Annotated in this window: 14 protein-coding genes; 4 read left to right on the top strand and 10 right to left on the bottom strand. The window is 67.6% G+C overall.

Annotated features, from left to right (window positions below):
• Nucleotides 1-112 precede the first annotated feature (112 nt).
• Entirely contained in the window at nt 113-2,014 is a 1,902-nt protein-coding gene (locus tag ACK4HJ_RS05425) for a propionate--CoA ligase (protein WP_409828416.1), read from the top strand.
• Nucleotides 2,015-2,032: 18 nt separating this feature from the next.
• On the opposite strand, the gene ACK4HJ_RS05420 is transcribed toward ACK4HJ_RS05425, so the two are convergent.
• The 5 genes from ACK4HJ_RS05420 to ACK4HJ_RS05400 all read right to left on the bottom strand — a co-directional run bounded on the left by ACK4HJ_RS05420 (nt 2,033) and on the right by ACK4HJ_RS05400 (nt 9,845).
• Complete coding sequence (locus ACK4HJ_RS05420) at nt 2,033-2,431, bottom strand: hypothetical protein (RefSeq protein WP_409828414.1); 399 nt, start codon at nt 2,429-2,431, stop codon at nt 2,033-2,035.
• A 313-nt stretch (nt 2,432-2,744) separates the two neighbouring features.
• Nucleotides 2,745-6,560: an EAL domain-containing protein gene (locus ACK4HJ_RS05415; RefSeq protein WP_409828411.1), complete on the bottom strand. Its 3,816-nt coding sequence runs from the start codon at nt 6,558-6,560 to the stop codon at nt 2,745-2,747.
• Nucleotides 6,561-6,690: 130 nt separating this feature from the next.
• On the bottom strand, nt 6,691-7,632 hold the full coding sequence (locus ACK4HJ_RS05410) for a DMT family transporter (protein WP_409828409.1): 942 nt from the start codon (nt 7,630-7,632) through the stop codon (nt 6,691-6,693).
• Complete coding sequence (locus ACK4HJ_RS05405) at nt 7,629-8,189, bottom strand: methylated-DNA--[protein]-cysteine S-methyltransferase (RefSeq protein ID WP_409828406.1); 561 nt, start codon at nt 8,187-8,189, stop codon at nt 7,629-7,631. Before ACK4HJ_RS05405 ends, ACK4HJ_RS05410 begins: the two co-directional genes overlap by 4 nt.
• A 60-nt stretch (nt 8,190-8,249) precedes the next feature.
• Nucleotides 8,250-9,845 (bottom strand): DNA-3-methyladenine glycosylase 2 family protein, encoded by a 1,596-nt coding sequence (locus ACK4HJ_RS05400; protein WP_409828404.1) that lies wholly within the window; start codon nt 9,843-9,845, stop codon nt 8,250-8,252.
• Nucleotides 9,846-10,069: 224 nt separating this feature from the next.
• Here ACK4HJ_RS05400 and ACK4HJ_RS05395 point away from each other — a divergent pair, with 224 nt between their 5' ends.
• The 3 genes from ACK4HJ_RS05395 to ACK4HJ_RS05385 all read left to right on the top strand — a co-directional run bounded on the left by ACK4HJ_RS05395 (nt 10,070) and on the right by ACK4HJ_RS05385 (nt 13,714).
• The gene (locus ACK4HJ_RS05395) at nt 10,070-11,458 is read left to right on the top strand and encodes a phosphomannomutase/phosphoglucomutase (RefSeq protein WP_409828401.1); all 1,389 of its coding nucleotides are present in this window, start codon (nt 10,070-10,072) and stop codon (nt 11,456-11,458) included.
• Between the two features lie 101 nt (nt 11,459-11,559).
• Complete coding sequence (locus tag ACK4HJ_RS05390) at nt 11,560-12,345, top strand: carbon-nitrogen hydrolase family protein (protein WP_409828398.1); 786 nt, start codon at nt 11,560-11,562, stop codon at nt 12,343-12,345.
• Between the two features lie 13 nt (nt 12,346-12,358).
• Nucleotides 12,359-13,714 (top strand): 3-deoxy-D-manno-octulosonic acid transferase, encoded by a 1,356-nt coding sequence (locus ACK4HJ_RS05385; RefSeq protein ID WP_409828395.1) that lies wholly within the window; start codon nt 12,359-12,361, stop codon nt 13,712-13,714.
• Between the two features lie 68 nt (nt 13,715-13,782).
• Here the strand turns inward: ACK4HJ_RS05385 and ACK4HJ_RS05380 are convergent, their stop codons facing one another.
• The 5 genes from ACK4HJ_RS05380 to ACK4HJ_RS05360 are packed head-to-tail and all read right to left on the bottom strand — an operon-like array spanning nt 13,783 to nt 20,650.
• A complete protein-coding gene (locus ACK4HJ_RS05380) occupies nt 13,783-15,120 on the bottom strand; it encodes a TolC family outer membrane protein (RefSeq protein WP_409828393.1) in 1,338 nt (445 codons plus the stop codon).
• A gap of 53 nt (nt 15,121-15,173) precedes the next feature.
• Nucleotides 15,174-15,527, bottom strand: a complete 354-nt coding sequence (locus ACK4HJ_RS05375) for a rhodanese-like domain-containing protein (RefSeq protein ID WP_409828390.1) — start codon at nt 15,525-15,527, stop codon at nt 15,174-15,176.
• 27 nt (nt 15,528-15,554) lie between these two features.
• The gene (locus ACK4HJ_RS05370; RefSeq protein ID WP_409828388.1) at nt 15,555-16,268 is read right to left on the bottom strand and encodes a protein-L-isoaspartate O-methyltransferase family protein; all 714 of its coding nucleotides are present in this window, start codon (nt 16,266-16,268) and stop codon (nt 15,555-15,557) included.
• Between the two features lie 26 nt (nt 16,269-16,294).
• Nucleotides 16,295-19,480: an efflux RND transporter permease subunit gene (locus ACK4HJ_RS05365; protein ID WP_409828386.1), complete on the bottom strand. Its 3,186-nt coding sequence runs from the start codon at nt 19,478-19,480 to the stop codon at nt 16,295-16,297.
• 9 nt (nt 19,481-19,489) lie between these two features.
• Complete coding sequence (locus ACK4HJ_RS05360; RefSeq protein ID WP_409828383.1) at nt 19,490-20,650, bottom strand: efflux RND transporter periplasmic adaptor subunit; 1,161 nt, start codon at nt 20,648-20,650, stop codon at nt 19,490-19,492.
• Nucleotides 20,651-20,653: the final 3 nt, after the last annotated feature.

Below are 20,653 nucleotides of genomic sequence, written 5' to 3'. Positions count from 1 at the left end.
CCCGACACCGTACCACCTAGCTGCGTCAGTTTGCCGCAAGCCCGTTATGAATAATTATAAATTCAAAACCTGCTGTTCTGGCAGGGCGAGAGATGCCGAGGAGACACCCACCATGACCGCACACAGCGCCTACGCCGATTTCTACCGCCAGTCCATCGACCACCGCGACGCCTTCTGGAGCGAGCAGGCGAAGCTGATTGACTGGCACACTCCCCCCCAGCATGTGTGCGACTACAGCAACCCGCCGTTTGCCAAATGGTTTGTGGGCGGCACCACCAACCTGTGCCACAACGCGGTAGACCGGCACCTGGCCACGCGCGCCAGCCAGGCGGCGCTGGTGGCGATCTCCACTGAGACGGAGACCGAGCGCAGCTACAGCTTTGCCGAGCTGCATGCCGAGGTCCAGCGCATGGCGGCGGTGCTGAAAGGCCTGGGCGTGAAGAAGGGCGACCGTGTGCTCATCTACATGCCCATGATTGCCGAGGCGGCCTTTGCCATGCTGGCCTGCGTGCGCATTGGCGCGCTGCATTCGGTGGTGTTTGGCGGCTTTGCCTCGGGCTCGCTGGCCTCGCGCATCGAAGATGCCGAGCCCGTGGCCGTGGTCAGTGCCGATGCCGGATCGCGCGGCGGCAAGGTGGTGCCCTATAAGCCGCTGCTGGATGAGGCCATTGGATTGTCCAAACACAAGCCCGCCGCCGTGCTGATGGTGAACCGGGGCCTGGCCCCCATGCACCTGCAGGCCGGGCGCGACCACGAATGGGCGCCATTGCGCGAGCAGCACCTCAACACCATCGTGCCCTGCGAATGGGTTGATGCCACCCACCCCAGCTATACGCTGTACACCAGCGGAACCACCGGCAAGCCCAAGGGCGTGCAGCGCGACACGGGCGGCTACACCGTGGCGCTGGCGGCCAGCATGAAGCACATCTTTGACGCCAAGGCGGGCGATGTGTACTTCGCGACCAGCGACATTGGCTGGGTGGTGGGCCACAGCTACATCGTCTATGGCCCTCTGATCGCGGGCATGACGACCATCATGTACGAAGGCCTGCCCACGCGGCCCGATGCGGGCGTGTGGTGGAGCATCGTCGAGAAATACCGGGTCACTCACATGTTCTCGGCCCCCACGGCGGTGCGGGTGCTCAAGAAGCAGGACCCTGCCTACCTCGCCAAGTACAACGTCAAAACTTTGAAGGCCCTGTGGCTGGCGGGCGAGCCGCTGGACGAGCCCACGGCGCAGTGGATCAGCGACGCCCTGCAAGTGCCCATCATCGACAACTACTGGCAGACCGAAACCGGCTGGCCCATCCTGACCTTGGCCAATGGCGTGGAAAAACAAACCACACGCTTCGGCAGCCCCGGCAAAGCCATGTACGGCTACGGTGTGAAGCTGATCGATGAGGCCACGGGCGAGGAACTGACCGGGCCCAACCAGAAGGGTGTAGTCGCCATCGAAGGCCCATTGCCACCCGGCTGCATGCAGACGGTGTGGCGAGACGACGCCCGCTTTGTGAACACCTACTGGAAGAGCATTCCCGGCCGTATGATTTACAGCACGTTTGACTGGGGCATCCGCGATGCGGACGGCTACCACTTCATCCTGGGCCGCACCGACGACGTGATCAATGTGGCCGGCCACCGCCTGGGCACGCGTGAGATCGAGGAGAGCATTGCCTCGCATCCCAACATCGCCGAAGTGGCCGTGGTGGGTGTGGCCGACAGCTTGAAGGGCCAGGTGGCCATGGCGTTCGCCGTGGCGCGCGATGCCTCGGGCCTGACAGACGATGCCGCGCGCCTCAAGCTCGAAGGCGAGGTGATGAAGCAGGTGGACAGCCAGCTCGGCGCCGTGGCGCGGCCATCTCGCGTGTACTTTGTGACCGTGCTTCCCAAAACCCGCAGCGGCAAGCTGCTGCGCCGCGCCCTGCAGGCCGTGGCCGAGCGGCGCGACCCGGGCGACTTGACAACGATGGAAGACCCGGCAGCACTGCAGCAGGTGAAGGATCTCGTGGGGTGATCACCCGTTCGGGTGTGTCTAAGCTGGGACCTTCGCAGTACCGGCGCTGCGACGGACCCACAGTGAAACGCACAGGTGGATCCCCACGCCCAACGCCAGCAGTGATGCGCTGCCCAATCCCCACACAGCCCAGGTCACGGCGGTGACGCCCGAGACGACCGACGGAGCAGCGTTCAGAAATCCTGCCAGCAGGGTCCACGTTTCGGTAAGCGCCACGATCAGACCCTGAATGGCTTCGATGGGCAAGAACTGCAGCAGCCATGCGGGTACGGGCACTGACGAAAGGTCTGCGGCTGGCCCGGTGAGTGTTGGTGCCATGGTTATCGCCCACACCACAACAGCGTGAAAGGCCCAGGCCGCGAGCGACCAGAGCGCAAACAGCAGCATGACGATGGTCCAGTTGACGATGTAGAGCATGGGGTCTTCCTATTTTGTCCGGTGAGTCAAAAGCCAAATCAAGGGATGCGAGTCTGCGGGCAGACGGCGGGCAGATAAACCAAGCCGGGCCGCACCCGGGATGCGGTTTTACCGAAGCGCGCCAACCCCTTGCAGCTCACCAACAATGTGGCCGCACCCCTGCCAGCACCGCCGTCCATAGGCGGGGCGGAGTTGGCCAGCAGGCGCGTGTACTGGCTGATCGAAAAAAAATTCTGAAAACTATCAAATCGATAGCATCCAGAGCTTACTGGATGGGCGCTAGAGCCTGATTTTGTATAAAAAATGACCGGCATCAACCTGGCCGGTTGCGCTGCCAGCCGGCGGGCGGCTGCCAAGCGGGCACCCAGGCTACGAAGTCTGCGAGCGGCATCGGCCGTGCAATGCAGTAGCCCTGCGCCTGCGTGCAGCCCAGCTGCAGCAGCATCTGGCCCTGTTCCACCGTCTCCACGCCTTCGGCGATCACGCGGTAGCCGAAGGACCGCGACAGGCCGATCACGCCTTGCACGATCGCCAAGTCGCCCGGGTCACCCATCATGCCGTGCACAAAGCTCTGGTCGATCTTGAGCGTGTCCATGGGCAGGCGGCGCAGGTAGGTCAGGGACGAGTAGCCGGTGCCAAAGTCGTCCAGCGCCACGGTCAGGCCCAGGTTGCGCAGATCGGTCAGCGCAGCGGCCACGGCGGCCAGGTCGTACAGGGCTGCGCTTTCGGTGATCTCGATCTCGACCAGGTGCGGCGGTACCTGCGGGTGGCGCTGCAGGCAGGCCGCCATCCAGGCGGCAAAGCCGGGGTGCTGCAGGTGCTGTGCGGCAATGTTGACGCTGACCGGCATCGGCATGCGCTGGTGCTGCAGCTGCTCCAGCAGGGCCAGGGCCGCTTCGATGACCCATTCGCCAAAGCGGATCTCCAGCTCGGTGCCCTCCAGCAAGGGCAGAAACTCGCCGGGCGATACCACGCCGCGCTCGGGGTGCTGCCAGCGGGCCAGCGCTTCGGCGCCCACCACGGTGCCGCTTTTCATGTCCACCTTGGGCTGCAGGTAAAGCACAAACTGCGCGCGCTCAAGCGCTTCGCCCAGGTGGCGGCCCTGTTCGCGCAGGGCCAGCAAGGCGCGTTCCTGCGCCGAGTCGAACTGGTGGAAGCGGTTGCGCCCCGCCTGCTTGGCGGCATACATGGCCTGGTCGGCGTGGCGCAGCAGGGTGTCGGCATCGGCGTCGTCCTGCGGAAACACGGTGTAGCCGATGCTGGCGGTGACGACCACGCGCTCCGCATCCAGCGTGTAGGGTGCCGAGATGCTTTCCATCAGCCGGTGCAGGCGGTCCTCGCAGTCCGCCACAGATGCCAGGCCGGGCATCAGGATCACGAACTCGTCGCCGCCCAGGCGCGCCACCGTGTCGAGCGCGCGCAGCGCGCGGGTGAGACGGCCCGCCACCACCACCAGCAGGCGGTCGCCCGCGCCGTGACCCAGGCGGTCGTTCACGGGCTTGAAGCCATCGAGATCGAGGTAGGCCACGCCCAGCAAGGTGCCTTTGCTGCGGGCCACGTCCATGCTCTCCTGCAGCTTGCGGGCCAGCAGCACGCGGTTGGGCAGGCCGGTGAGTGCGTCGTACAGCGCCAGCCGCTGCAGCAGCACTTCTTGCTCGCGCTGGGGTGTCACGTCGATGGACACGCCCAGCATGCGCTCGGGTTGGCCCATGGCGTTGGTGCTCACGATCTTGCCCAGGTTGCGCACCCAGCGCACGGTATCGCCGGTGGTGATGCGCCAAGTGGCGTCAAACGGCGTTGCGGGCTCTGCCGTGTGGCGTGCCAGCTCGGCGGTGATGCGGTCGATGTCTTCTGGCGCCACGGCTCGGGTCCATTGCACCGGCGGCTCGGTGCTGCCTGCGGGCGCCAGGCCGCGCATGGCCTGCCAGCGCGGGTCGCCGCTGATGTGGCCAGTCTGAAGGTTCCAGTCCCACAGGCCCAGCGATGCGGCCGAAATGGTGAGCGAGAGCAGCTCCTCGCGCTCGCGCACCTGCAGCTCGTTGCGCTTGCGGTCGGTGATGTCGTGCACCGAAAACAGCCAACAAGGCTGGCCGTCGAACTCGGTGGCGCGCATGAACTGCAGCACCGTGCGCGGCGGGCCGCCCCGCACGTTCAGGGTGAGCTCGTACCCGTTGAGGTGTCCACCGGCCTGCACGGCAGCCATCAGGCGCTCGCGGTCTTCGGCGCTGAAGACGCCCATTTCGATCGCGGTGCGACCGATGGCTTCCTCGCGCGGAATGCCCAGCATCTCGACCCAGGCGGGGTTGATCTCCACATAGCGCCCGTCATTGCGGTGCGACAGGCCCATGGGGTAGGGCATGAGGTGGAAGATGCGCGAGAAGCGCTCTTCGGACTGGCGCAGGCGCTGCTCGGCGCGCTTGGCTTCGTCGATGTCCTGCATCACGCCGCGCACGCGGGTCACACGGCCGTTCTCGATGACGGGCTCGCCCATGGCGCGCACCCACACCAGCCGCCCATCGGTGTGCAGCACCTCGATCTCCATGCTCCACTCGCGACGCTCCAGAATGCTGAGGCGGAAGTTGTTCCTCAGCGGCTCGCGGTAGGCCGGCGCCACATGGCGGTCAATGTAGTCGTGCGGCAGGGGGGAGCCGGGGGGCAGGCCGTGGATGTCGAAACATACGTCCGACCAGTAGACCAGGCCCTTGCCGCGCTGGTCCTCCCAGGCTCCCAGGCGGGCCAGGCGCCCCGCCTGCTGCAGCAGGCTGTTGAGGGCGTGCAGCTCGTCGCTGGTGCGTTGCGCTTCGGACATGTCGTGGAAAACGAAGACAAAACAGTTTTCGCCGTTCACAAGCACGGAGCGTGCCGACATGAGGCCAGGCAGGCGCGCGCCCTGGCGCTGCGCCACCAGCGGCAGGCGGTCCACCTTGCCGTCGCGCCTGAAGGTGGCCACCAGCCGCTCACGCTCCTGCTCGCTGGCCCAGATCTTGAGCTCGTTGGATGTGCGGCCGATGATCTGCTCGCGCGGCAGGCCCAGCACTTCGCAGAAAGCGGGGTTCACGTCGATGTAGCGTCCGTCCGAAATGCGCGAGATGCCCGCCGGGTCGGGCAGCGTCTGGTAGAAGGTGGTGTACTTGGCCTCGGACGTGCGCAGCGCGTCTTCCACCTCGCGGTGCGCGGTGATGTCCACGTCCATGCCGATCAGCGCGGTGGGCCGACCCTGTGCGTCCCGCTGCGCCACGGTGCCGCGCGACATCAGCCAATGCCAACGGCCTTGCGTGTCCCGCACGCGGAACTCGGCCTCATAGTTTTCGTCCAGCCCGTCCATGGCACGGGCCAGCTTGGCCGCATTGCGTTCGGTGTCCAGCGGGTGGCGCAGCGCGTACCAGCGCTGCCACAGGTCCAGTGCATCTTCGTCGGCGGCCGTGATGCCGTAGGTTTCGTAGAACGCACCGAAGCAGCGGAAGCGGCGGTTGACCACGTCCCATTCCCACCGGCCGCCGCCCAGCGAATCCAGGGCCAGGCGCAGGTGGTTTTCCTGGTGGCGCAACGCCTGCTGGGCGTCCTGGTGCGCCACTTCGGAGCGGGCGCGGCTGACCAGTATCTGCCACCCCACGCCCAGCATGAGCACCCCCGCGCCGTGGTGCCAGGGCAGGCCCGACAGGGGTTGTGTGGCGCTTTGGGCCATGCGCAGGCAGGCCTCGATGGCAAACGGCAGGGTCAGCGTCAGTCCAGCGATGCCCCCCCAGCGCGGCAGCCGGATCCGTTGGCCTGCCAGGCGCCACAGCCAGCCGGCCACCCACGCCGTGGCGAGCACGGCCACAGCCACCGGGGTGGTGGCGGTCTCTCTCCAGGCCGAGGCAGCCAGCGCCAGCGCGGCGGAAACCAGGGCCGCTGGCCCGCCAAAGGCCAGCGCCACAAAAGCCGTGGCGGTGGGATATGCCAGCACGTGCAGATCGGGGGCGTTCCAGCGCAGCGCTTCAAATGCGGCCGCAGAGACCAGGCCGCCCGCCAGCCCCACTGCCACACGAATTCGGCGATCGGGATGCAGTAGTCGGTGGGGAGGCAGGCCCGCCAGCACCAGCAGCAGCAACATCAGTGCTGTGGCGGCCAGCAGTGTGTTGTTACCCATGAAGCACGTCCGGCAGGGGGGCGCCCTGGACGGCCAATGGGCCGTTCAGGGGAAGAATGTCAGGCCCCGGGCCGGGCGTGGGCAGACTCGATGCGGTGTAGGGACCCGGCGCAAAAACCATGCACCGAGTTTAGGCCCTCTCAACGGAGGCGGCGCGGGCGCGCGCCGTCCTGATAAGTCCGGTTGACAACATCGTGCCGCAGACGATCACCAGCGCACAACCCACCATCCACAGCGTGATGTTCTCGCCCAGAAACAGCGCGCCATACATCACGGCGAACACCGGCGTGATGAAGGTCACGGCCAACGCCCGGCTGGGGCCTGCGTGGGCGATGAGGCGGAAATACAGGATGTAAGCAATGCCAGTGCACAGCACGGCAATGGCCGCAATGGCGCCCCAGGCGCGCGCCCCCGGCAACTGCACCGGCCAGAGCCACAGCGTGGGCAGGGCCAGGGCCAGCGTGGCACCCAGCTGGCTGCCGGTGGCCGTGGCCAGGGGCGGCACGCCGGTGAGGTGGCGGCGCGTGAAGCTGGCCGATATGCCATAAAACGCCGAGGCCACCAAGCACGCCGCAATGGCCCAGTGGGCGCTGTCGGTCTTGAAGCCCGTGCCGGCCGGTGCCCGCCACGCCAGCAGCGCCACGCCCACGAAGCCCAGCGCCAGGCCCGCCCAGCGCAGCCTGTTGATGCGGTCGCCCAGCCAAATCCAGGCCACCAGGGCCCCAAACAGCGGCACCGTGGCGTTGAGGATGGAGCTGAGTCCCGTCTGGATGTGCATGACCGCCCAGGCAAACAGCGCAAACGGAATGGCCGAGTTGATCACGCCGGCCAGCATGATGGGCCGCCAGTGCGCCTTGAACGCGGCAAAGTGCCCCTGGCGCAGCATGATGGGCCACAGGAACACGGTGGCCAGGGCCACCCGCAGCCCGGCGGTGGGCAGCGGGCCAAACTCTGCGGCGCCCAGGCGCATGAACAGGAACGAGGCCCCCCAGAGCGCTGCCAGAAGAATGAATTCGCCGATCCAGGAAGAGACAGGTTGGTGCGCAGGGCTGGTGGCCGTGGGGGTGCTCATTGAAATCCTTGTGGGGTGGCGGCGATGGAGTGCGCGCGGGTGGCGGCGAGCTGCGCATTCTCCAGGGTCAGCAAGGCCCTTTTGCGGTCAAGGCCACCGGCATAGCCTGTCAGGCTGCCGTCGGAGCCGACCACGCGGTGGCAGGGCACGACCACACTCAGCGGATTGCGCCCCACGGCCGCGCCCAGGGCGCGCACGGCCCGGGGGTAACCCAATTGCAGGCTGAGCGCTCCGTAGCTGGTGGTGGCGCCCCGGCCAATGGCCAGCAAGGCGCGCCACACGCTTTGCTGAAACGGCGTGCCGCCGGAAAGGTCCAGCGGCAGGTCGAACGTGCTGCGCTCGGCAGCCAGGTACTGCTGCAACTGCAAGGCTGCCGCTTGCAGCAGCGCGTGTCCCGGCGCATGGGGCCACGCCCCGGTGCCGTAAAGCCGGGTCACCGGTTCATGGCGCTGGCCTTCAAACCAGACGCCGACCAGCCCGGCGGGCGATGCGGCCAGGCGCACGGTGCCCAGGGCGCTGGCGGCCTGAAGCTGAACGGTGTGGGGGTGATAGTGCATGTGGAGGAATTGATCTGAGGTAAAAATGGCCTCTAGCGCTTGATAGGCAATCGCTAGCAGCTATTGTTTTGATAGTGCATTCGACGCAGCGCTGCTGCCGGCGATACCGGATGCCCAGGCGCGCAGTACCGCGTAGCTGCGCCAGGGGCTCCATGCCTGCGATGCCTCGGTCGCCGCGCGCGCCGGGTTCTTGTGGCCCATCACGCCCAGGGCCTTGTGCAGCGCCACGTCCCCGGCCGGAAAGGCGTCGGGCCAGCGCAACACCCGCATGGCGATGTACTGGGCCGTCCAGTCGCCAATGCCGGGCAGCGCGCAGAGGGCGGCAGTGGTCTGCGCCACATCCGCCCCCGCGTGCAGGGCCAGCGTGCCCCCGTCCACCGCACGCGCCAGGGCCATGATGGAGGCCTGGCGCTGCCGCACGATGCCCAGCTGCCCCAGCGCATCGCCACCGGCGGCGGCCAGCGTGGCGGGCGTGGGGAACAGGCGGTTCAGCTCCGCCCAGGGCGTGGCGATGGGCTCGCCCAGCCGCTCCACCAGCCGCTGGCCCAGCGTGCGCGCAGCGGCTACGGTGATCTGCTGGCCCAGCACAGCACGCACGGCCAGCTCAAACCCATCGAACGCGCCCGGCACGCGCAGGCCGTCGCCCTGCGGGAAGTGCGGGTTCAGCACGGCGTTGATGGCTGCGGGGTCTGCGTCCAGGTCCAGCATGGCGCGCACGCGCCGTATCACCAGCGGCAGCACGGGGTACAGGCTGTCGCTGGTCTGCAGCAGCACTTGGTGGCGTGCCATGTCAAAGCGCGCGCTCAGCCAGCCAGTGGTCTCGTGCGGCAGGCCCGTGCAGGCTGCCGGCAGGCGCACGGTGCGGCGCAGCGTGCTCTCTTCTGGCAGGACCCATTCCACGCCGTGGAACTGCCGCCGCTCAAAAAAGCCCAGCAGGGCCGCAGCATCCAGCGGCGGCCGCCAGCCCAGGCGCAGGGTGTTGGTCGCGCGTGGATCTTTGGCTGCGCCGTCACGCCGCAGCTGGGTGGGGTTCAGCCCGTAGTGGCTGGCAAACGCCGCGTTGAAGCGGCGCACACTGGCAAAGCCGCTGGCCAGCGCCACCTGGGTCACGGGCAGGCGGGTGTCGGTCAGCAACTGCTTGGCCGTCAGCAGGCGGCGGGTTTGCAGGTACTGCAGGGGCGACACGCCCAGCGCCGCTTCAAAAATGCGGCGCAGGTGCCGGTCGCTCACACCCAGTCGCTCGGCCAACCGTGCCACCGTGGCGCCTTCGCCAGGCCCGGCGGGGGCGGGCCACAGCTCGGGCGCATCCAAAAGGCGCACGGCCTGCTGCACCAGGATGTTGCTCGCGTCCTGCACCGACCACACCGCAGCGCCCGGCGCCATCTCGGGACGGCAGCGCAGACAGGGTCGGAAGCCCGCGCTTTCAGCCTGGGCTGCCAGGGCAAAGAAGCGGCAGTTCTCGCGCCGGGGCGCGCGCACGGCGCACACGGGGCGGCAGTAGATGCCGGTGGAGGTCACGCCGGTGAAAAAACGCCCGTCGAACCGCGCATCCCGTGCCAGCACGGCCAGGTAGCGGCCTTCGTCCTGCACGGAGTCCCCCGCTGGCGCGAGGGCAGCACGGAAGTCCGGCGAGGAGGAGGGTGCTGGGAAAGTCATGGAGCCCGATGATAGGAGCCTGCGGGGGGCGAACTAGCCGTTTTCGGACCTGTGGCTGCGCGGGCGCCTCAGCCCATAGGCGCCCAACGCAGCGCGGCATTCGCTGACACAAGCGCCCCCATCCACCACCCTACAATTCGGCCGACGTGGCCCGCCAGCCGAGCCAGCACCCGGTCGCCAACCCCACCGCGCGGCACCTCAATCCCCACGAAAGGCCCCTCCACGTGCAAGTGACTCCCGCCATTTTCAAAGCCTATGACATCCGCGGCATCGTGCCGTCCACGCTGACCGAGGACGTGGCCCGGGGCCTGGGTCGTGCGTTTGGCACGGCGGCCCGGGCGGAAGGGCAGACCACCATCGCCGTGGGGCGCGATGGCCGCCTGTCGGGGCCTGCGCTGTCGGCAGCACTGATCCAGGGTTTGGTGGACGCGGGCATGGAGGTGATCGACGTGGGCATGGTGACCACACCCATCCTGTACTTTGCGGCCAGCACGCTGTGCCACAGCGGAATCCAGGTCACGGGCAGCCACAACCCGCGCGACTACAACGGCTTCAAGATGGTGCTGAACGGCCGCGCCATCTACGGCGACGAGATCCAGGGACTGCGCCGCACCATGGAGCAGGAAAGCTGGCAACTGGTGCCCGGCGGCTCGGTGCGCAGTGCCGACGTGCTACCCGCCTACACCGAGCGCATCGTCGGTGACATCAGCCTGGCACGGCCCATGAAGATCGTCGTGGACTGCGGCAACGGCATTGCGGGCGCATCGGCCCCGGCCATCTTCCGCGCCCTGGGCTGCGAGGTGATGGAGCTGTTTTCCGAGGTGGACGGCAACTTCCCCAACCACCACCCGGACCCCAGCAAACCTGAGAACCTGCGCGACCTGATAGACGCCCTGAAGACCAGCGGCGCCGAACTGGGCCTCGCCTTTGACGGCGACGGCGACCGTCTGGGCATCGTCACCCGGGACGGTAACAACATCTTTCCGGACCGCCAGATGATGCTGTTTGCGCAGGATGTGCTGTCGCGCGTGCCGGGCGGCGAAATCATCTTCGATGTGAAATGCACTCAGCGCCTGGCCCCCGCCATCACGGCCGCTCGCGGCGTGCCGGTGATGTACAAGACGGGCCATTCGCTCATCAAGGCCCGCATGAAGGAGACGAACTCCCCCCTGGGCGGCGAGATGAGCGGGCACATCTTCTTCAAGGAGCGCTGGTACGGTTTTGACGACGGCACGTACGCGGGCTGCCGCTTGCTGGAGATCGCAAGCCGCAGTAGCGACCCCAGCGCGCTGCTGAACGCGCTGCCCACCAGCCATTCCACCCCCGAACTGAACGTGGCCTGCGCCGAAGGCGAGCCCCACCGCCTGACGGCCGAGCTGCAGGCCCTGGCCGCTGAGGCGTTTGCAGCGCCCGCTGCCATCAACACCATCGACGGACTGCGCGTGGACTGGCCCGATGGCTTTGGCCTCATCCGCGCCAGCAACACCACGCCCGTGCTGGTGCTGCGCTTTGAGGGCCACACGCCCGAGGCGCTGGCGCGGATCGAAAAGGCCATGCTGGCGCTGCTGCACCGCGTGAAGCCCGACGCGCACGTGGGGGCGGCCAGCCACTGAGAGGCTGAGAGTCCTGACCCGCTGCGCCGTCCAGAAAGCAGGCAGGCACAATCCGGCCTGCTTTTTCTTTTGCGCCATCCTCTTTTGTTTCGCTGTCCGGCATGTCCCTTTCTGCTCCCCCGCTGTGCGTAGCCGCAGCCCAATGCCCTGCCGCGCCTGGCGACGTGCGGCACAACCTGCAAACGCACCTGCGCTTTGTGCACGCCGCCGCGCGGCTCGGCGTGCAGGTGCTGCTGTTCCCCGAGCTGTCCTTGACCGGCTACGAGCCAGACCTGCTGGCTGCCCACGTGATGGACGCCAGCCACCCCGCGCTGCAGGCCCTGCAGCAGGCGGCCCGCGACCACGCCATGGTGCTGGTGGTGGGCGGCCCGGCTGCGCCGCAGCGGGCGGGGGCCCACCCCGCGATCGGCGCCTGGGTGGTGGGCATCGATGGTGACGTTGCCCTGTACCGCAAGCGCCATCTGCACACCAGCGAGGAAACGTTTGCCAGCCCGGGCGAAGACGATGCGCTGGTTCTGCCCCTGGCGGGCGAGGCCATAGGCCTGGCAGTGTGTGCCGATCTCACCCATGCCGCACATGCGCGGGCCGCCCGCGCGGCGGGTGCAGCGCTGTACGCCGCCGGCGCGCTGATCTCCAATACAGGCTATCCGGCCGAATCCGCACTGCTGCAAGGCTATGCGCGCGAGCACGGCATGGCCGTGCTGCTGGCCAACTACAGCGGCCCTTCGGGCGGCTATGTCAGCGCCGGCCGCAGCGCCTTCTGGGCGCCTGGTGGGGAGTGCGTGGCTGCCGCGCCCGGTGATGCGCCCTGCCTGGTGTGGGCCGAGCGCAGCCGCCAGGGCGCCTGGACGGGCGGTGTGCAGGACGTGACCCTCTCGCCGTCGTGAACACTGCGCCGCCATGAACGCCGCACGGGCCTTGTATTCGCTGGTGACTTGGTGTGCCCAGCCGCTGCTGCGCCGCAAACTGCGTCGCCGCGCCGTGGCCGAGCCGGGCTACGCCCACGCCGTGGGCGAGCGGTTCGGCCGCTATCCGCCCCCTGTGGACAGCCTGGTGCCCCCCAGCACCACCGCCCCGTTGGCCCGCTTTGTGTGGATCCATGCCGTCTCTCTGGGCGAGACCCGCGCCGCCGCCATCCTGCTGGCGCAGTTGCGCCAGCAGCTGCCCGGCATGCGCCTGCTGCTGACCCACGGCACCGCCACCGGCCGTGCCGAGGGTGAGAAGCTGCTGCTGCCCGGCGACATGCAGGTGTGGCAGCCCTGGGATACACCCGGCGCGGTCGCCCGGTTTTTGCGCAAGTTCCGCCCGGCCATCGGCATCCTGATGGAAACAGAGGTGTGGCCCAACTTGGTGGCCGGCTGCCGCAAGCGCGGTGTGCCGCTGGTGCTGGCCAATGCGCGCTTCAACGCCCGGTCGCTGGGCCGGGCGCTGCGGCTGGCGCCGCTGGCGCGTCCGGCATATGGCGGGCTCACAGCCGCCTGGGCGCAGACCGAGGACGATGCCGAGCGCTTGCGCACCATCGGCGCCCCGGTGCGCGGTGTGTTTGGCAACCTGAAATTCGACGTGGTGCCCGACCCCGCTCAGCTGGCGCTGGGCCGCAGCTGGCGCGCACAGCATGCGCGACCGGTGGTGCTGCTTGCCAGCAGCCGCGAAGGCGAAGAGGCCCTGTGGCTGGAGAACTTGAAGCAAAAAATGCCCTCGGCGCTTACCAGTCAAGCGCAAGCAGCTATCAATAGTGAAGCAGAGGTTGTCTCACCGCGCGCCACTGTGCAATGGCTCATCGTGCCCCGCCACCCCCAAAGGTTTGACGAAGTGCACCAGCTGCTGCTGCATGCGGGCCTCACGGTGTCTCGCCGCAGCAGCTGGCTGGCACAGCCTGAGCCGGCGGATGTGTGGCTGGGCGACTCGCTGGGTGAGATGGCGCTGTACTACGGCATGGCCGATGTGGCCTTGCTGGGCGGCAGCTTTGCGCCACTGGGCGGACAGAACCTGATCGAAGCCGCCGCCTGCGGCTGCCCCGTGGTGCTGGGCCCGCACACCTTCAACTTTGCCGAGGCGGCCGAGCTGGCGTGCGTCGCAGGTGCAGCGCGGCGTGTGGCCGGCATGGCGGAGGGCATGGGCGAGGCCGTGCAGCTGGCGGCGGACCCCGCCGGCCAGTCAGCTGCCAGCGACCGGGCTACCCGGTTTGCCGCAGCCCACCGGGGCGCCGCGGCGGCCACCGCCGAGGCAGTGTCGGCGGTGTTGCAGCAGCGGTAAGGGGCTGAGGCGCCCAATATCTGCGCAGCGCAACCTGCGAATTTCAACGACTGCGCCGCGCTGCGCTCTCAGGGCCGCGCCAGCAGCGCGTCGATCGCCTCGATGTCCTGCTGCGTCAGCGTGCCGGCCGCCTGGCGCAGCCGTAGCGTGCCGAGCAGCACGTTGTAGCGGGCCTGGGCCAGGTCGCGCTTGGTCTGGAAGAGCTGGCTTTGCGCGTTCAGCACGTCGATGTTGATGCGCACGCCTACCTGGTAGCCCAGCTTGTTGGCATCCAGCGCGCTCTGGCTGGAGGCCTCGGCGGCTTCCAGCGCCTGGACCTGGCCCTGGCCGGACTGCACGCCAAAGAAGGCAGCACGCGTGGCCTGGGCGACGTTGCGGCGCGTGGTCTCAAGGTCCGCCGCGGCCTTTTCTTCCAGTGCCAGGGTTTCCTTGACGCGGTTTTGCACTGCAAACCCGGCAAACAGCGGCAGGTTGAAGGCCACGCCCACGCTGGCGCTGTTGGTGCGGCTGTTGACGCCAGGGGCCGTGACCGTTCCGTTGGGGTTGCGGGTTACGTTGTAGCCGGCCTGCAGGTCCACCGTGGGCAAATGGCCGGTTTCGGCCTTTTTGGTTTCCAGCCGCGCGATGTCGAGTGCCACCTGGGCCTGCCGCACACCGGGCTGCAACTCGCGGGCCGTGTCCACCCAGGTGTTCACGTTGTCCGGCTGCACGCTGGGCAGCGACACGGGCAGGGCCAGGGGCAGGGGCTGCGTACCGGTGATGCCCACCAGCTGGTCCAGGGCCAGGCGCTTCACGCGCAGGTCGTTTTCGGCCGCGATCTCCTGCGCGATCACCAGGTCGTAGCGGGCCTGGGCTTCACGGGAGTCCGTCACGGTGGTTGTGCCCACCTCGAAATTGCGCTTGGCAGCGGCGAGCTGCTCGGACACGGCGGCCTTCTGCGCGCGCACAAAGGTCAGCGTGTCCTGCGCGGCGAGCACGTCAAAGTAAGCCTGGCTCACGCGCACCAGCAGGTCCTGCGTGGCCGCGTCGAGCTGGGCCTGGGCCACGTCGATGCCGCGCTCGCCCTGTTGCAGGGTGATGCGGTTGGCGGGGCGAAACAGCGGCTGCGAGGCCTGCACGCCCACGGTCTGCTGCGTGCCGGTGTTTTCGACGGGCGGGCGGCTCAGCTCTACATTGGCGCGCGACAGCCCCGCCGTCAGCCCGGCGCTGGGCAGCAGGCCGGCACGGGCCTGGTCTGCGCGGCGGGCGGCGGCATCCAGCTGGGCGCGGGCAGACTGCCAGGCCGTGTCATAGGTGCGTGCCGACTCCACCATTTCCAAAAGGCTCTGGGCCTGCGCCGGCGCAGCCAGCACCGCGCCCAATGCCAGGAACAGAAGGGGCAGGGAAAGAGGTCGGAACGGGGTCATGGAGGTCCTTCGGAGGGTTCTGCAGATGGGGTGGAAAGCGGGGCCGGCACGGCTCAGTAGCGGGGCACGCTGGGGTCGTTTTCGTGCGACCACGCGTCAATCCCGCCCGTGATGTTGGCCAGGCGCTCAAAACCGTTGTGTTGCAAGAATGCGGCCACCCGCAGGCTGCGGGCGCCGTGGTGGCACAGGCAGGCGATGGGGCGTTGCGACTGGTGGGCGGGGTCCAGCTCTTCCAGCCGGGCGGGCAACTCCCCCATGGGGATGGCCACCAGCTCAAAGCCGTCGGCGCGCACGCTCGCGGTTTGCAGCTCCCAGGGTTCGCGCACGTCCAGCACCAGGGGCTGGCTGCCTGCGGGCGCGGCGGCAAACCAGGCAGACAGCTGGGCGGGGCGGACGTGGTCGATCATGCAGAACTCCGAAGGGGAAAACCAATATCAGAACGTGAAGGCCGAGGGCTCGGGGAAGTGGACCAGCCGCGGCGCAATCGTGTCCCAGGGCGTGGTGGTCTCGAAGCGGTCACCCGTGCGGCGCGTGAGAGTAAAGCGCATCACAGGGTCGTTGCCCACGATGGCGCCCAGGCGGCCGCCGTCCTTGAGCAGCGCAAGCAGGGCGCTGGGGACTTCGGCCACGGAGCCGCTGAGCACGATGACGTCGAAGGGACCATCCGGAATAGCGTCGCGCGCGCCATCGCCCAGGCGCACCTCGGCGTTTTGCACACCGGCGTCGCGCAGGTTCTCGCGGGCCATCTCCACCAGCTCGGGGTTGATCTCGAGTGACACCACGCGTTCGGCGCGGTGGGCCAGCAACGCGGCCATGTAGCCCGAGCCCGCACCGATCTCCAGCACGCGGTCCGTGGTCTTGAGTTGCAGGTCCTGCAGCATGCGGGCCTCCACACGGGGCTGCAGCATGCTCTGGCCGCGGCGCACCGCCTCTTCGGCGTCGTTGCCCAGCAAGGGCACTTCAATGTCCATGAACGCCATGCTGCGGTAGGCCGGGGGCACAAAATCCTCGCGTCGCACCACAGCCAGCAAGTCCAGCACGTCGGCGTCGAGCACATTCCACGGGCGGATCTGCTGCTCGATCATGTTGTAGCGGGCCTGTGCGACGGGATCGCTGGTGTTGGCAAGGGTGTTCAGGGGCAGGTTCATGGAGTTTCTCCCGGGGAGGGCGTGGGTCAGGACAAACCCTCGATTTTAGAGGGCGTTGCAGGGGCTGACCCGAACTTGCGGCGCGCCCAGGCAGCCAGATCGTCCATGTAGCAATACACCACGGGGACCACCACCAGGGTGAGCAGCGACGAGGTGATGACCCCCCCAATCACCGCCTGGCCCATGGGGGCGCGTTGCTCCGAACCTTCGGACAGCGCAAAGGCCAGCGGCACCATGCCAAAAATCATGGCCAGCGTGGTCATCAGGATGGGGCGCAGCCGCACACGCGCGGCCAGCAGCAGGGCCTCCGCGCGGGGCAGGCCAGGCACCATGCGGCCCTGGTCGTCGGGGTGCTCCTCGCGGGCGCGGATCGCAAAGTCCACCAGCAGGATGGCGTTCTTGGTGACCAGGCCCATGAGCATCACCACGCCGATGATGGAGAACATTGACAGCGTGGAGCGGAACATCAGGAGTGCCAGCACCACTCCGATCAGCGTGAGAGGCAGCGAGGTCATGAGAGCCAGCGGCTGCAAGAAGCTCTTGAACTGGCTCGCGAGGATCATGTAGATGAAGATGATCGCCATAACCAGCGCCGAGATGGCGTAGCCGAACGATTCGGCCATGTTCTTGGTGGAGCCGCCAAACTGGTAGCGGTAGCCGGGCGGGAAGCTCACTTCCTCCAGCGCCTTCTTGATGTCGTTCGACACTTCCCCCGCCGAGCGCTGCGCCACGTTGGCATTCACGGCCACTTCGCGGGTCAGGTCGCGGCGGTTGATCTGGTTGGCACCGGTGGATTCGGTCACGGTCGCCACCTGGTTCAGGCGCACGATGCGGGTGGTCCCATCGGTGGCCGCCAGGGCAAAGGGCAGGCGCTCCAGGTCCGCCGGTTGGGTGCGCGCTTCAGGCGCTAGGCGCACGTTCACGTCGTAGGTCTGGTCGTCGGGCGCGCGCCAGTTGCCAACGGTGGTGCCCGCAACCAGCGTGCGCAGCGACGCCGCCATGGGCGCCACTGACAGGCCCAGGTCCGAGGCCACGTCGCGCTTTACTTCCAGCGCGATCACTGGCTTGTTGGGCTTGGCGCTGGTGTCCAGGTCCACCAGGCCGGGGATGTCGCGGATCTTCTCGGTGACCACCTTGGTCAGGCGCTCCAGCTCCTGCAGGTCCGGCCCTTGCAGCGAAAACTCCACCTGCTTGTTGCCGCCCACCGCGTCGAGCAGGCCCACGTGAGTCACCGTGATGCCAGGCACGGTCTTGAGGCGCTCGCGCAGCACGTCGGACATCTGGTCCACGCTGCGGCTGCGGTCCTTGCGGTCCACCAGACGCACATAGATGTTGGCGTAGATCTTGCCCTGTGCGCTGCCGGTGTTGATAGTGGAGAGGGTGTAGCGCACCTCGGGCAGCTCGCGCAGAATACCTTCCACCTGCTTAGCCTTGGCCTCGGTGGCCTCCAGCGACGAGCCTACGGGCGTGTAGAAGTTGATGGAGGTTTCCGAGAAGTCGGCCTTGGGCACGAACTCGGTGCCGAGCAGCGGCACCATGAAGATGCTCAGCACAAAGATCGCCAGCGCAATCGCCATGGTGGCCAGCTTGTGCACCAGCGACCAGCGCAGGATGTGCTGGTAACCCTCGGCCAGCGAATCGGTGGCGCGGTCAAACCAGCCCGTGACGCGGCCGATGGTCTTGTCGTAGAACGTGACCGGCTCCGTGCGTTGGCCGTGCGCGTGGATGCTGGGGTCGTGCCACACGCTGGACAGCATCGGGTCGAGCGTGAAGCTCACGAACATCGAGATCAGCACCGCCGCGACGATGGTGATGCCGAACTCGTGGAAGAACTTGCCGATGATCCCGCCCATGAAACCGATGGGCATGAACACCGCCACGATGGACAGCGTGGTGGCCAGCACCGCCAGGCCGATCTCCTGCGTGCCGTCCATGGCAGCGGCGTAGGCGCTTTTGCCCATCTGCACATGGCGCACGATGTTCTCGCGCACCACGATGGCATCGTCGATCAACAGGCCCACGCACAGGCTCAGCGCCATCAGCGTGATCATGTTGATGGTGAAGCCGAACATGTTCATGAACAAGAACGTGCCGATCAGCGCGATGGGCAGGGTCAGCCCGGTGATCACGGTGGAGCGCCAGGAGTTCAGAAACAAAAACACGATGAGCACCGTGAGAATGGCGCCCTCGATCAGCGTCTGCCGCACGTTGTTCACCGCCACGCGAATGGGGCGGGAGCTGTCGCCAATGGTCTCTAGGCGCACGCCCGGGGGCAGCTGGTTCTTCAGTTCTGCCACGGCCGCGTTCAGTCCATCGACCACCTCGATCGTGTTTTCTCCCTGTGACTTCTGCACTGACAGCAGCAGCGTGCGCTGGCCGTTGTACAGGGCCAGGCTTTCCACCTCTTGCGCGCCGTCGTTGACGCGGGCGACTTGGTCCAGCCGGACCGGCGCGCCGTTCTTGCGGGCGACGATGATCCGGCCGAAGTCCTCGGGGCGCTGCATGCGCGCGTCGATCTGCACCACGCGCTCCTGCGCCTGCGAGCGGATGGAGCCTACGGGTAGATCCTGGTTTTCGTTGCGCACGGCCTGCGCGACCTGGTCGGGCGTCACGCCAAAGGCTTCGAGCGCCTGCGGGTTCAGGTAGATGTTGATCTCGCGCTTGGTGGCTCCCACCAGGTTGACGGCGCCCACGCCGCGGACGTTCTCCAGGCGCTTTTTCAGCACCTGCTCGGACCATGTGGTCAGCTCCACGGCGCTGCGGTTGGATTTCTCCTCGGGCAACACGGCCAGCGACCACACGGCGCGGCTGGCGGGGTCAAAACGCAGCACGCGCGGTTCCTTGACCTCGGTGCGCAGGGTGGGGCGAACGGTGGCCACCTTCTCGCGCACGTCCTCGGCGGCCTTGCGGCCGTCGATGTGCAGCTGGAACTCGATGATGACGACGGCAGTGCCCTCATAGCTGCGCGAGGTGAGGGCGTTGATGCCGGCGATGGAGTTGACGCCTTCCTCGATCTTCTTGGTGACTTCGCTCTCCACAATCTCGGGCGAGGCGCCGGGGTAGTCCACGGTGACCACCACGACCGGGAAGTCGATGTTGGGAAACTGATCGACCTTGAGGCGCTGGTACGAGAACAAACCCAGCACGACGATGGCGAGCATCACCATCGTCGCGAACACGGGGTTCTTGAGGCTGACTTGGGTGAACCACATGGCGTGCGGTCAGGGCTTGGGCTTCTGGGCAGAACCGGCACCGCTGGCTGTGGTCAAGGCCGTGCCTTCACGCAGTTGGCCGATGCGCCCGGCGATGACGAGGGTGCCCTCCGGCGCGCCTTCAATGGCCACTAGCGTTTGTCGCTCAGCCACGGTCCGCATGCCCAGCTTGACGGGCACGTAGGCCACGCGGCCCTCGGCCACCGCCTGCAGATAGGGGAAGGGCTTGTCGGTGCGCACGGCATCGAGCGGCACGGCGAGCACTTCAGCCTTGCCGGTGTCCAGCGTGCCTTGCACAAACAGGCCCTGGCGCAGAGGTGCGGCACCCGCAGGCTGTTCCACCCGCAGATACACGGGCACCGCGCGGCTGCCGGCCTGGGCTGTGGGGCTGATGCGGGCAACGCTGGCCGTGACCTCCGTGGGGACGCCTTCAATGGACAACTGTGCCTTCTGGCCCACGCGCACGGCCAGTGAGTCGGCCGGGGTGAGCAGGGCTTCCAGCTCCAGGCGCGAAAGGTCCACCACTTCCACGATGCGGGCGTCTACCGCCACCCGCTCGCCGGGCTGGGCCAGGCGCTGTGCCACGTGGCCGTTGATGGGGCTTTTGAGCACCGTGTCGTCCAGTGCCTTGCGCGCCACATCTGCCGCCGCAACTGCCGCCTGGTGCGTGGATTGCGCCGCCTCCAGGCTGGCCTGCGAGGTGACGAGCGCCGTGGGCGAAATGAAACCCTGGTCCACAAGCGCACGGTTGTTGGTGTACTGGCGCTGGTTGATATCCACCTGGGACTTGGCCGCGTCCGCCTGCTGCTGGGCTTGGCGCAGTCGGGCGCGTGCTTCGGTGGGATCTATGCGCGCGACCTCCTGGCCTGCCTTGACGGGATCGCCCTCGCGCAGTGTCAGCCCTTGCAGCTCGCCACCCACGCGGGCCTTGACCATGGCCGTTTCTACGGCGCGCAGCGACCCGGAGACCGGGACGCCCACGCTCAGCGACCGCCGCTGCACCGTCACCAGTTCGTCGGCCGCCAACTGAAGTGGAGCAGAGGCCGCAGCGCTGGCGGCCGATGCCGCCTGGGCCTGCTGTGCCTGACGCGCCGCCATGGCTCGCCACACTCCAGCGCCAAGCGCTAAAAGCAAGGCAGCAGCCACCACCCAGGATATCCAGCGTTTCATGGT

Source organism: Acidovorax sp. (assembly GCF_046294525.1).
In the GTDB taxonomy this organism is placed as follows: domain Bacteria; phylum Pseudomonadota; class Gammaproteobacteria; order Burkholderiales; family Burkholderiaceae_C; genus Acidovorax.
The sequence above is the reverse complement of the archived record's forward strand: the minus strand, read 5'-3'. Positions and strand labels throughout refer to the sequence as shown.